The sequence below is a fragment of the Mycobacterium sp. NTMscope_MAC_269 genome (assembly GCF_976985695.1).
Map to the genome: position 1 here is coordinate 1,106,465 of NZ_OZ335668.1, position 12,355 is coordinate 1,118,819.

10 protein-coding genes are annotated in these 12,355 nt (G+C 66.4%); all 10 read right to left on the minus strand.

Annotated elements, in window-relative coordinates; all coding sequences use genetic code 11:
- Positions 1-22: 22 nt before the first annotated feature.
- The 10 genes from ACZ50Z_RS05610 to ACZ50Z_RS05655 all read right to left on the minus strand — a co-directional run bounded on the left by ACZ50Z_RS05610 (position 23) and on the right by ACZ50Z_RS05655 (position 12,277).
- Positions 23-298, minus strand: coding sequence for a DUF6510 family protein (locus ACZ50Z_RS05610; protein WP_464482641.1), 276 nt, complete (start codon positions 296-298; stop codon positions 23-25).
- Positions 299-312: 14 nt separating this feature from the next.
- Complete coding sequence (locus tag ACZ50Z_RS05615; protein ID WP_464486105.1) at positions 313-1,053, minus strand: ferredoxin reductase; 741 nt, start codon at positions 1,051-1,053, stop codon at positions 313-315.
- Between the two features lie 18 nt (positions 1,054-1,071).
- A complete protein-coding gene (locus ACZ50Z_RS05620; RefSeq protein ID WP_464482642.1) occupies positions 1,072-1,671 on the minus strand; it encodes a molybdopterin-dependent oxidoreductase in 600 nt (199 codons plus the stop codon).
- Positions 1,668-2,795 carry a transaldolase gene (tal, locus tag ACZ50Z_RS05625; protein ID WP_464482643.1) on the minus strand — a complete coding sequence of 376 codons (1,128 nt, stop codon included), beginning with the start codon at positions 2,793-2,795 and terminating at the stop codon, positions 1,668-1,670. Before tal ends, ACZ50Z_RS05620 begins: the two co-directional genes overlap by 4 nt.
- A gap of 325 nt (positions 2,796-3,120) precedes the next feature.
- Positions 3,121-3,642 carry a DM13 domain-containing protein gene (locus ACZ50Z_RS05630; RefSeq protein WP_464482644.1) on the minus strand — a complete coding sequence of 174 codons (522 nt, stop codon included), beginning with the start codon at positions 3,640-3,642 and terminating at the stop codon, positions 3,121-3,123.
- Positions 3,629-5,041: an NAD(P)H-quinone dehydrogenase gene (locus ACZ50Z_RS05635; protein WP_464482645.1), complete on the minus strand. Its 1,413-nt coding sequence runs from the start codon at positions 5,039-5,041 to the stop codon at positions 3,629-3,631. The genes ACZ50Z_RS05630 and ACZ50Z_RS05635 overlap by 14 nt, the downstream gene beginning before the upstream one ends.
- Before the next feature lie 36 nt (positions 5,042-5,077).
- Positions 5,078-5,545, minus strand: a complete 468-nt coding sequence (locus tag ACZ50Z_RS05640; RefSeq protein ID WP_464482646.1) for a DUF5709 domain-containing protein — start codon at positions 5,543-5,545, stop codon at positions 5,078-5,080.
- A 58-nt stretch (positions 5,546-5,603) separates the two neighbouring features.
- On the minus strand, positions 5,604-5,993 hold the full coding sequence (locus ACZ50Z_RS05645) for a four-helix bundle copper-binding protein (protein WP_464486106.1): 390 nt from the start codon (positions 5,991-5,993) through the stop codon (positions 5,604-5,606).
- Between the two features lie 516 nt (positions 5,994-6,509).
- Positions 6,510-8,789 (minus strand): LuxR C-terminal-related transcriptional regulator, encoded by a 2,280-nt coding sequence (locus tag ACZ50Z_RS05650; protein WP_464482647.1) that lies wholly within the window; start codon positions 8,787-8,789, stop codon positions 6,510-6,512.
- Positions 8,790-9,469: 680 nt separating this feature from the next.
- A complete protein-coding gene (locus ACZ50Z_RS05655) occupies positions 9,470-12,277 on the minus strand; it encodes a helix-turn-helix transcriptional regulator (protein WP_464482648.1) in 2,808 nt (935 codons plus the stop codon).
- Positions 12,278-12,355 lie beyond the last annotated feature (78 nt).

The window sequence follows — 12,355 nt, forward strand, 5'->3', positions numbered from 1 at the left end:
GCGAGTGCGTCGAGAGATTCCATCACCGGTCGGGGATCGCGACACGCCAGGACTGGGCGCCACGGAAGTCGAGCCACATGTCGGTGCTCGTTCGCACGAGCCGGGCCAGCACGTCATCGCAGCCCGGGCAGCGCACCACGATGCCGGGGCCGCGGTTGTAGACGTGCCCCTCGGCGAACGCCGTGGCGTGACAACATTTTCCGCAGGTGAGCATCGCGGTGGTGACATCGAATCCCAGAAACTCCGCGAAGGCGCCCGCCGCCGCGTTGCCGTCGACGTGCATTGGTTCGGTCATCATTCCTCGTTTCTGGATTAGTTGCTCGGTCCGAATCGCTCGGTCCGGATGGCTGATGGCCGATGCCCCAACTCGGTCAGCTTCGCGGTGACTGATTCCACGAATCCCGTTGGGCCGCAGACGTAGGAGCGCACCCCCTCGTGGATTTCCCACCGAGTCGTGGCGAGGTCGGCGGCGCGCACCCGGCCCGGCGGCCGCGTGGTCTGCGGCGGGGCCGAGCGGGTATAGAGCAGCGTCAGCTGAAGCCAATCACAGTCACGCTCGAGTCGCGACAGCTCTTGGGCGTAGTACACATCGGCGGGGCCGCGCACCGAATAGACCAGCCGAAAGTTGGCGCCGCCCGCCGCGACCCGCTGACGAAGCATCGCCATCAACGGCACGATTCCCGATCCGCCGCCGACGAGCAGAACCTGAGCCTTGACGTCCGGCCGCCACACGAACCAGCCACCGATCGGGCCGCGCAGTTCGATCTCGTCGCCGGCAGCGAGTCCGATGAGATACGGCGACACCTCTCCGTCGGCGATGCGCTGCACGGTGAGCTCGATGTGGTCACCTTCTGCCGGTCTGGCCAGTGAGTAGCTGCGTTGTGCGCTGTAACCGTCCTCGGCGGTCAGTTTGAGATCGATGTGCTGGCCCGCCAAGTGGCCGCCCCAGCCGGGGACGGTCAATCTGATCGTCTGCGCAGACTCGGTCTCGGGTCGCGAGCTCAACACCTGTGCGACCCGCCACCGTAGCGTCGGTTTCACGTCGACGTCCACAGTCGTTGTCAATTGTCGTCAGTCCCCGGCGTAGCGTTGTTCTCGCCACGGGTCGCCGTAGTTGTGGTAGCCCAACCCTTCCCAGAACCCCGGTATGTCGCTGTCGCGCAACTCGATGGACGTCACCCATTTTGCGGACTTCCAGAAATACAGGTGCGGCACCAGCAATCGGGCCGGGCCGCCGTGCATCGGGCTGAGCGGCGCACCGCCGTAGGCGTAGACGATCCACGCCTTGCCACCGAGAAGGTCATGCAACGGGAGGTTGGTGGTATAGCCGCCGTAGGAACCGACCAGCGCGAATCGGGCGGCCGTGTCGATCGATTCGAAGAGGGTGTCCACCGATACGCCTTCCCACATCGTGTTCAGCTTGGACCACGTGGTGACGCAGTGGATGTCGACGGTGGGCCGCTCGCTTGGCAATTGCTTCATCTGGGCCCAGGTCCACGCGTGTTCGGTGCCACGCTCGTCGCGGATGGTGAAACGCCAACGATCGAGATCGATGTGTGGGGTCGGTCCTGCCTGCAGGACGGGGAAGTCCGCGGTCAGATGCTGGCCGGGCGGCAACTCGAGGACCGACTCAGCTCGGCGTCCGCGAAAGCCTTTGTTGACGACAGTCATTGGTGTCCTCCTGGCAGCGGATTTTGCGGAGCGGGATAGGAGCCGAGCAGTTGCCGCCAGGATGCTTCGAATTTGGCGACGCCGTCGTCTTCAAGCATCCTGGCGGCGCCCATGAGGTCGACGCCTGCTGCGCTGACGCTGTCGAGCACCGTTCGGGCGCCGGTGGCCGTGCCGGTGATGGAGTCACCGGTGATCACGCCGTGGTCGGCGAGGGCTTCCAAGGTTTTTTCCGGAATGGTGCTGACCGTGTGTGGTGCGACCAGCTCGGTGACGTACAGGGTGTCGGGATATGCGGGGTTTTTCACCCCGGTGGAGGCCCACAGCGGGCGCTGCACATGGGCCCCGTCGGCGCCGAGCGCGGCATAGCGGTGCCCGGCTTGGAACACCTCCTGATAGGCGGCATAGACGAGCCGGGCGGTGGCGACTCCAGCGCGTCCGCGCAGGACCAGAGCCGCCTCGCTGCCGATTGACTCCAGCCGCCGGTCGACTTCGGTGTCGATGCGGGAGACGAACAGGGATGCCACGGAATGGATTTGGGTGAGGTCTTTGCCGGCGCGTTGCGCGGCTTCCAGTCCGGCCAGGTAGGCGTTCATCACCGCACGGTGGCGCTCGACCGAGAAGATGAGGGTCACGTTGACTGAAATGCCTTCGGCAACAGTGGCGGTGATCGCGGACATGCCGGCCGAGGTCGCGGGAATTTTGATGAACAGATTCGGTCGATCGACGATCTTCCACAGCTCGACGGCTTGGCTGACCGTCTTCTCGGCGTCGTGGGCCGCCCGCGGGTCGACCTCGATCGACACCCGCCCGTCGACACCGGCGGAGGCTTCCCACTGCGGGCGCAGGACGTCGCATGCTTGCCGGACGTCGTCCGTGATGACGGTGCGGATCGCCGATTCGGCGTCGGCGCCGCGTCCTGCCAGTTCGGTGATCTGTTGGTCGTAGGCATGGCCGTGTGAGATGGCCCGCTGGAAGATCGAGGGGTTGGTGGTGACGCCGACGACGCTTCTGGTGTCGATCAGCCGCTGTAGGTTGCCAGATACCAGGCGTTCGCGGGACAGGTCGTCCAGCCAAATCGACACGCCGGCCGCCGACAGCGCGGTCAGGGTGGGGTTTTGTGTCATTGGACCGCGGCCTCCTGCCGGTCTCGGTGGCACCGAGCGATGCGTGCGCTGACGAGTGCGGCGGCGAACGCGATGGCCGGCCAGTACGCGCCGGCCAGCATCCGCCGATCCCGCGCCGTCAAGCTAAAGCGGCGCGCAGTTTGGGTCACACATCCTCCGTTACCAGGCCTTCGTAGGGCGTTGTTTTCACGACCCCGCGTGCAAGCCCGTTGCTGCGGAACGCATGGCCGTCCGGTCGATGGCCAGGCGGTGTATCGGCACCTGCCGGGCGGTGTTCTGAGCGTCGCCCGGACCGGGCCCGGCTGTCATCACCCTCCGCCGCGGTTCACCCGGGTGATAATTGCCGCAGCGGGCGCAACTCCGCAGCGCCAAAGGACACACCGAAGCGGGCGCACCACAGAATGACGCTGCCGACTCCGGCGGTGTCGACATCGTCGGGTATGGCGTAGTTGGCGTTGCCGCGGTTGGCGCGCAGGGCACCGAGATCGGTGTGATGGCCACGACCAAACCTTCGAGATCGGCTACGGCCGTTGGCTACTCGTGCATCACTTAGCCAGACGCGCAGCTGCGGTCCCAACGTGGCATGGAGATTCTCCAGCCGCAGAATCCGTGACCCATCAGGCAAGGTCGCTAGCCGCGCGGCACCGCTGGTTCGGTGGATGTGGCTGGCGAATTCTCCTGACTGGGTGGTCTGAGCTCCGCGCGGCAGCATCTCATCGATTGAGGTCCTGATGAACAACTTCCACGGTGCCAGCCACCAGAAGGCGACAGGCGTTGCGGCGATGACAAGCGCCGTGCGAGCTACGAGCCGCGGCGCGAACCGTCGGCCGGCGTCAGCCCAGATCATCGTGAGCTATCAGCCGCCGGGCCGCTTCGGTGATCGAGCCGGACAGCGACGGGTACACCGCGAGCGTCTGTGCCAGCTCGTTGACGGTGATGCGGTTCTGCACGGCCACGGCGATCGGCAGGATCAGCTCGGAGGCGATGGGCGCCACCACCACCCCGCCGATCACCACCCCGGTGGACTGTTGGCAGAAGAGCTTGACAAAGCCGTGACGCAGCTCCGACATCTTGGCGCGCGCATTGGTTTCAAACGGCAGCATGATGGTCCGGGCCGACACCGAACCGTCGTCGATCATCGTCTGCGGCACGCCGACGGCGGCGATCTCGGGGCGGGTGAACACCGTCGCCGCCACCGTGCGCAACCGGATCGGGGTGACGCCCTCGCCCAGCGCGTGATACATCGCGATGCGGCCCTGCATGGCGGCGACCGAGGCCAGCGGCAGCAGGCCGGTGCAGTCACCGGCGGCGTAGATCCCGGGCACCGAGGTTCGCGACACCCGGTCCACGGTCAGGTAGCCGCCGCGGTCCAGCTCGATGCCGACCCGCTCCAGGCCCAGGCCATCGGTGTTGGGCACCAAACCGATCGTCATCAGGGCGTGGCTGCCCTCCACGGTGCGCCCGTCGGTCAGGGTGACCACGATTCCGCCCTCGATGCGGGAAACCGATTGTGCGCGTGCATTTTTGACAAGTTTGACGCCGTGTTCGGCGAACGATTCCTCCAGCACCCACGCGGCGTCGGCGTCCTCGTAGGGCAGCACCCGGTCCCGACTGGCCACGACGGTCACCGTGACACCGAGTTCGGTGTAGGCGTTGACAAACTCGGCGCCGGTGACACCCGACCCGACGACGATGAGGTGGTCGGGGAGAGCGGTCAGGTTGTAGAGCTGGCGCCAGGTCAGGATGCGCTCGCCGTCGGGCTGCGCCGACGGCAGGATTCGGGGGCTGGCGCCGGTCGCGATCAGCACCACGTCGGCATCTCGCACCATCGTGGTGCCGTCGGGCACCGTCACCTTGATGCAGTGACGCGCCAGCCCGGCAGTCGAGTCGATCAACTCGCCGCGACCGGCGATCAGCTCGATGCCCATGCTGAGCAGGTCGGCGGTGATGTCGGCGGACTGGGCGACGGCCAATGTTTTGACCCGCTGGTGAATTTCGGGCAACGAGATTTCGGCGTCGGTGATATCGATGTCCAATCCCAGCGGCGCCCGGCGCAGTTCGGTGCGTAGTCCGGTGGAGGCGATGAACGTCTTCGATGGTACGCAGTCGCACAGCACGGCCGCACCGCCGATACCGTCGGCGTCCACGAGGCTCACCTGCGCGACCTCGGGCCCGCGGGCGGCGGCGACCAGTGCCGCCTCGTAACCTCCCGGGCCACCGCCGAGGATCACAATGCGGGTCGGCACGGCTCGAACCTCACCGCGTGGTCGGAGGACAGGTCATCAAAGACGCCATCCCCCAACGGCGTTGGTGTCCTCGTCGCCGACGATATGGATGGCGGCTTCCTCGGCCGACGCGGCGCCTCCGTCAATGCCGACGTCGTAGGCAAGGTAGTCCGTCGCCGGATCTGTCGGGTCGACGTCGAAGGCGACGAGTCGGCCTGCGCGCCTGCCGCCGACCTGATCGTCTATGGGCTCGCCGTCGCTATCGGCGCTGTCACCGATTCCGTCGCCGTCCCACCGGTCGGTCACGTCGGGCAGCTCACGGGCCAGCCGGCGCGCCAGACTTTCGTGGGTGCGCGCTTCCCTCGCGGTGAGGCCCCACGCCCGCAATTCTTGCGGGCGTTCCGGAGGTGAATAGCCCTCGTCCAGGTCGATGCCCGTCTGTTCAGAGTCCACGCTTTCTTCTGGCTCGAGCAGGTGGGCCTGCACGTCGTCGAATTCAGAAATCCCCATCAGCGCCATCTCCATTCCGTCTCGGCAAGGTCACACTCGCTCAGCGAGAGCGCGCGCCCGCTCGGTGCTTGTCTCAACCGAGCGCACCGACGAGGTCGCGGCAGGCTCGTTCGCAGCGACGGCACACTTCGGTGCACACGCGGCAATGCTCGTGCTTCGCCGCATGCTTGTCACACTCGTCTGCGCTTGCCTTACATGCGGTGACGCACGTTTGGAGCACCGTCCTGGTCACGTTGGCGTCGTAGTCCGTGTGCCGGGAAAGGACGCGGCCGGTTGTGGCGCAGACATCCGAACAGTCAAGGCAAGTACGGATGCATTTGGTCAAGTGATTGACGTCATCTTCGCTGAGGCAAGCGTCTGCACACGCTGTGCATGCTTGGTCACATTCAATGCAGGCGTCGATACATGCGATCAGCTTGGCGATGTCGATCCGGCCCAGATCTCGGGGATAGGTCTCCAGCATTCTCCCGGCGGCGCTCACTCTGGTCCTCCCTGTCAGGGTCCTCCTAGTTGGAGGTGGTCTCACACAACAGGCACGGCTGCGCGTGTAGACGTCAAAAGCATGGCGCACGAAGGGGTGAACTGTCCTCGCCCACCTGAGTCGCTCACCCGGGTGATAAACGACGTGACCGATCCGCCGTAACCACAATTGACAATCGCCAGCAACGGAGCAGGCCGGTCTGGCGGGTGTTGCGCACCTAAACCGCCTCGAACTGCTGCAGGCGAATGATGGCCAGCATCCTGCGCAACCCGCAGCCTGATTCGACGAAAGCGACCGTGTGCTCATAGCCGGTCAGACGCGAATTCACCGCGGACGACCGGTAACCGTGCCATGTCCACTGCTGTCCTGTGAGGCCGGCGCCGCATCGGGTGAAGCGTCCTCAAACCCGACGCCTGTTCACCTGGGTGGTTGATTAACGACGTTCTCCGACAAGGCGTTTCGTGGCCTGGCGCATCGGGCGCGGTGCCGGCGGATGAATTACAGGAGGCCGAGTTCTCGCGCCCGACTGACCGCCGCTCCGCGGTGCTCGACGCCGAGCTTGCGGTACACGGCGCGCTGGTGTGTCTTCACGGTATTGAGCGAAACGTAGAGCCGCTCACCGATTTCGCGTCGCGACAACCGGGTGGCGAGCAGGCGGAGCACCTCAAGCTCCTTGGGAGTCAGCTCCTCGCAGACCGCGTAGCCCTCGTTGCGCGGCGTCGTCACCGCGCCGGCGGGGTTGCGTTCGGCCGAAGCGATCAGCGTCGAGGCGATGGAAGCGTCCGGGCAACCGCGCACCAGTGTGTCGACCTCGTCGAAGCTCGCCTTCGCGGCTTGGTGGTCGCCGAGATCCGCGAAGATCTCCGCTCTGACCGACAGTGCCTTGGCCACCTCGAGGATCGCTCCTCCTTGGCGGGCCGACATGACGGCCATGTCGGCGGCGGCCACCGCCGCAGTCGCGTCACCGCGCCTGGCGAGGAGTTCGGCCGTGGCAAGCGCCACCATCACTTCCACGAGATGTTCGGCATCCGCCAGGTCTCGGGAGCTGCCCGAAGCCTCGCGGATCTGACGCTCGGCGTCTGCGAGCCGGCCATGTTCGGCCGAAATCAGCGCCAGGTATCCCAACCCGTAGCTGCGGGCGCGACGATCGCCAACATTCTCGGCCAGGCCTACGGCGCGCCGGAAGTTTGCTTGCGCCTCAGGAGTATCGCCCGAAAAGTACAGTGCGGCACCATAGATGCAGTAGGCCCGTGTTTGGGCCAGCGGCACTTCGGCGAGATCGAGGGTGAGCGCCCGGCGCGCGGTCTCCAGCGCCGCGGCGACGTCCGCCGTCTTGAACGAGTGAATCGCGCGCAATACGACGACTTGAGCGCTGATGGCGCGGCCTTCCGCGGTGTCGGCCGTGGCTCGGGTCTCGGCCGCCTCCATCCACTCGGCGGCGTCATCGAGTTGACCGTCGCTGAGGGCGATCCAGGCGTGGGCCACGCTCAGCCGCGCATCCTGTCGAACGGTCTCCTCGGGAAGCAGATCGAGGTAGCCGGAGATGGTCGACATGCCGCCCCCATTGAATTCGCCGACCCAGTCCGCGGCGATCAGGTCAGCACTGCGCGCGATGTCACCGGCAGCGAGCAGGTGGCGCACCGCCTCATCGATGAGCCCCTCGGCCTCGAACCACGCCGCGGCTCGACGGTGCAGGTCGGCGACGAGATCGGGCTCGGTACGGCGCAGCTCGGTGCGCAGCAGCTCGCCGAACAGCTGGTGATAGCGATACCAACGACGCGACGTATCCAGTGGCACCACAAACAGGTTTTCGCGCTCGATGTCTTGCAAGACCGAGGCGGAACCGGACGTTTGCAGCACCGCGTCGCACAGCGCACCGCTGAGTCGTCCCAGGACCGACGTACGTAGTAAAAAGCTGCGCAGGTGCGGTGGCTGACCGTCGAGCACCTCGGCCATCAGGTAGTCGACGATATGACGGTTATCGCCCGCGAAGGTCCTGATGAACGCGGCGGTGTCAGCACGCCCGGCAAGCGAGAGGGCGGCAAGGTAGAGGCCGGCGGCCCACCCTTCGGTGCGTCGGTGCAAGAGGTGAATGTCTGTGGGGGCCAAGCCCAGCCCGAGGACATCGTTCAGCAGATGGTCCGCCTCGATCGGACCGAAACGCAAGTCGTCGGTTCGCACCTCGGCAAGCTCGCCGCTGGCCCTGAGCCGAGCCAACGGCAACGTCGGGTCGGATCGGGTGGCCAACACCAGGTGCAGGTTGGCCGGCATCCGGCTGATGAAGAACGCAAGCTGCTCGTGCACCGCTCGACGCACGACCTGGTGGTAGTCGTCAAGGATGAGCACCACCGGGCTGGCGATTGTGTCGAGATCATTGAGCAGGGTAGGCAAAACGACCTGCACCGGGTCGGCACCCATCGCTAGGAGTTCTACCGCGCGAATTCCCGTCCCGGGACTGACCTTTTGCAGCGCGGCGACCACGTACATCCAAAACCACACCGGGTCGTTGTCGGACGAGTCAAGCGACAGCCACGCGAACTGTTCGTCCTCGCCCGCACCCAAAGCCCACTGCGCCAGCAATGTCGTCTTGCCCCAGCCCGCCGGCGCACTCAATAGGGTCAGCTTGCGGCGGCGGCCCGCCGATAGTGCGTCGAGCAGGGTGGACCGTTGAACGAGCTGCGCGCCGATGGCCGGGACGTGCAGCTTGGTGGCGAGCAGGATTGCTCGCGCGGCGGCATCCCCGACGCCGTTGTCGCTGCGCCCAGCTGAGCCGCTCATGTCCGAACTCCGCGAATATGTTGAATCCAGTAGCCGGGCGGGAAAAGTCGGCGTTGACGCGTCCTGGGCGGACGCCCTCTCGGCATCCCAGTTTGTCCTTGCGGGGCCGCCCGGGCTCGTTCTGCTCGGTAGTCGCGGCGACTCTATTGAATCAGATGTGTTGTCCGGACATGCCGCAGGCGCACGCGAGCGGTGGCCGTTCGGGCTGACGGACCCGCGTCCCGCCGGGGGACTAATAGTGGTTTGGTGAGCCGCGCTCACGCCGTGCCCGCTCACTGTGTCCCTCCCATGTGATCACCGAATCCTGAACTCCTGCAACCCATAACACCGTCTTGTGCGGATGCGGGGCGTCTCGAAAGGAGACACCGTGAGCAGGCATGGGGGCCCGCCATGGTCGTCGGCGCGCTCATGGTCGCCGGGACACCAACACGTAGCCACCCACGCCGAAGACCACCGGCATCATCATCAACATCCCCAACAGCGTGCTCATCATCGTCGTCTCAATTCCTCTGCGCCGCTGCTCTCCGGCGCCGGTCTCTGGTTAAACGGCCGCGCGATCGCGGCGGTCCAGAGCTCAATGACTACGGTGGCAGAGCCCACACGGCGGCACCATCGCCCGACGGGTGATCTTTAGCGCGGGGCCGGTGTATGCCTAGTGGCTTTGATGTTCGACGGACCGGTCAATCCGAGCCGCGCATGAGCTGTGCCAATTGAGTGCGAGAAGTGATGCCGAGCTTGGCGAACGCGTTGCGCACGTGGGTTTTCACGGTGTGCGGGGAAAGGTGCAGTTGTTGCGCGACGGAGCGGTTGGTCGCGCCTTCTGCGACGAGATGAACAATGGTGAGTTCGGAGTCGGTGAGGCTGTCCCAGCCCGTTTTTGCCCGCGGGTGCGTGGGGATACGCCGTTCCACACCCAACGCGCGCAGCGCGCGGACGACCCGGCGGGCATCGGCGGTCGCCCCGCACTCGATGTAGGTGTCGAATGCGGCATTGAGGTGGTCGATCGCCTCGGCGTTGCGCTGTGCGCGACTCAGCTCGCCGCCGGCGTCCTCGGCGGCGCTGGCATAAAGGAGCGGCCGCGACGACGGCCGAAGCGCGTCCGCGGCAGCCGCCAATGCCGGGGCGTCACGTTCGAGGATCGCGCGGGCATACCCCGCCACTACCGCCAACAGCGGCACCGCGGGCCGCTCGCGCTCGAGCACCTCGGCGGCCTGCAAGACCCGCGCCCGCAAGCCGGCATCACCGGCGGCCGAGGCCACCCGCGCACCCAAGATCAGCCGGACCAGTGCATGCGGGAAAAATGGTGTCGCCAATAAGATGACGTCGCCAAGCCAGCGCATCGCGTCATGAAGGTCGTCACGTTGCCACGCCGCCCGTGCGAGCACATACGCCGACCCTCGGCGTATTCCTGCAGAGCCAGTGGAGTGGGCATCGCGTGCATCATTGACCATCTGCTGCAACAAGTTTCGGTCGTCGGTGTGCGCCGCCACCTCGGCGAGAATCACCGTGCGAAGGACGTCATGCTCGGTTGCCCCCGTCGGCTGTGGGGGCGGAAGGGACTCAGTCGCGTCGCGAGCGGCCGACAGCCGGCCCGCAGCGAGGTGGACGAGCCCGCCGAAGACCGCCCACATGGCGAGGGTCATCGCATTGCCTTCGCGGCGGGCTTGCTCTATGCCGCCGGCGATCCGGGCCGTCGCGTCGTCCAACCGGCCGATCACCGCCAGGAGGTTTGCGTCGTACATGCCGGCGTAGGCATGCGCCAACGCCGTGTCATTCGTGTGAGCGAGCGGGCTGAGATCTTCGAAACGGCCTAGTGCGCGGGACGGGTACCCCTCACCAGCATCGAGCAGTGCGTGGGTGACGCCGGCCATGATCGTGGCCTCGAGATCACCGGTTGCCGCTGCTGCCGCGGCAGCCTCGTCGGCGGCGGCGCGGCGTTGCCCACCTTCGTCGAACACGAGGTTGTAGGCCAGCCAGGCCAGATGCCGTGCCCGAGTGACGTCGCTGATGCCGCTCAACTCGAGCGCCCGCCGATTCTCGGCCACCCGCCGCTGGTCGGTGTGCTTGGTGTGGACCGGGAGCCGGAGACGGATCTCGGCCTCGACTTCGGGCGACGCTGCCTCCGCGAGCGCCACGTCGGCCAATTTTTCGGCCTCGCCATAACGGCTGGCCCGGTTGAGCCAGCCCACGGTTTCCCCGACCAGGGATCCGCGCTCGACGTCGTCGGCGGGCAACAGCTCCAGCGCGCGCTTGCTCAGGTCCGCGGCCGCGTTCGCATCGCCGCGGCCCACCGATTGCGCGGCTTGGCGCAGCGCATCGATCGCCTCTCGGTCGCCGGGCTCGGCGCTGCGCGCCAGTTGAGTGGCGACCTCGGCCGGCGCCGCGCCCATCCCGAGCATGACCGACGCCGACTGGCGTTCCATCGCCCGACGCAATGACTGTGGCAGGGACTGCCGGGTGGCCTCGCGCAGCAAGTCATGCCGGAACCTCAACTGCTCGCCGTCCTCGACGAAAAGATCCGCGCGCACCGCCTCCTCGAGCGCCGACAGCAACAACGTCGGGGATCGTTCGAGCATCGCGGCCAGCAAGCCGGCCGAGAACCGGTCCGGCAGCACCGCGGCCACCCGGACCACCTCCGAAGCAGCGTCGGACAGCAGGTCGAGCCGTTGATGCATGCTGGCGCCGAGCCGTCGCGGCAGTTCACATCCAGTGGCCACCACGCGGCCATCGGTGACGTTCAGTCGGTTCTCCTCGCCCAGCCCGCGGACAAGCTCACTGACCAAGAACGGATTGCCGTGCGCCTTGGCGGCCAGATTCAGCAGCGACACATCGGCTTTCGCCCGTACGGCGTCGCAGACCATGTCGGCGACCGCATCGGGCGTCATGGCCCCCAGTCGTAGGAATGTGGCATTCGCGCGTTGCAGGACCGACAACGTCTCTTGCGCCGCCGGCCCGCCGGCCCCGGTGCGCGCGGTGAATATCCACAACACGGCCGCATCCGGCCGCGCGGTCGTGAGTGACCGCAGCGCCAACAGAGTGCCGTTGTCGGCCCAGTGCATGTCCTCCAGCACAATCACCAGCGGGGTCTGCGCGGCCGCGGCATGAATCGCATCGGCTAGATCGTGCACCACCCAATAGCGCAGATCGGCCGAGCCGCCGAGTTGCCGCAACGCCTCGGCGTCACCCACCGGCGGATCGGCGTTGAACGTGGCCATGAACAGCGAGAAAAACGGCACCGTCTGCTGATACTCAAACGCCTCACCGAATAAGGCGCGCACCCCAGACTTCTCTGCCAGCGCCATGACCTCGGTGAGCAATCGGCTCTTTCCGATGCCCGGTGGGCCTTCGATCACCAGCACGCCCCCGCGTCCCTGGGCCAGCGCGGTAACGAGTGCGCCAATCATTTTCAGCTCGTCCGTCCGCCCGCGGATCGGTGGAGTGACCACGCGCTGGCCGCCGACGTCGAAAAGGCCGGCTGAAGGACCCATCGAGTGTCCTGTCTTGGTTCAGTTAGCGGATTGCCGTTGCAGTGCACGTCATTGTAGGCCGTGCATGGCCGCCGAGCG

Bases quoted from the DNA above. Each gene is read 5' to 3' on its own strand.
- ACZ50Z_RS05620 (WP_464482642.1), bottom strand. From the start codon at position 1,671: ATGACTGTCGTCAACAAAGGCTTTCGCGGACGCCGAGCTGAGTCGGTC.
- ACZ50Z_RS05655 (WP_464482648.1), bottom strand. From the start codon at position 12,277: ATGGGTCCTTCAGCCGGCCTTTTCGACGTCGGCGGCCAGCGCGTGGTC.
- ACZ50Z_RS05640 (WP_464482646.1), bottom strand. From the start codon at position 5,545: ATGGAGATGGCGCTGATGGGGATTTCTGAATTCGACGACGTGCAGGCC.
- tal (WP_464482643.1), bottom strand. From the start codon at position 2,795: ATGACACAAAACCCCACCCTGACCGCGCTGTCGGCGGCCGGCGTGTCG.
- ACZ50Z_RS05610 (WP_464482641.1), bottom strand. From the start codon at position 298: ATGATGACCGAACCAATGCACGTCGACGGCAACGCGGCGGCGGGCGCC.
- ACZ50Z_RS05645 (WP_464486106.1), bottom strand. From the start codon at position 5,993: ATGCTGGAGACCTATCCCCGAGATCTGGGCCGGATCGACATCGCCAAG.
- ACZ50Z_RS05650 (WP_464482647.1), bottom strand. From the start codon at position 8,789: ATGAGCGGCTCAGCTGGGCGCAGCGACAACGGCGTCGGGGATGCCGCC.
- ACZ50Z_RS05630 (WP_464482644.1), bottom strand. From the start codon at position 3,642: ATGATCTGGGCTGACGCCGGCCGACGGTTCGCGCCGCGGCTCGTAGCT.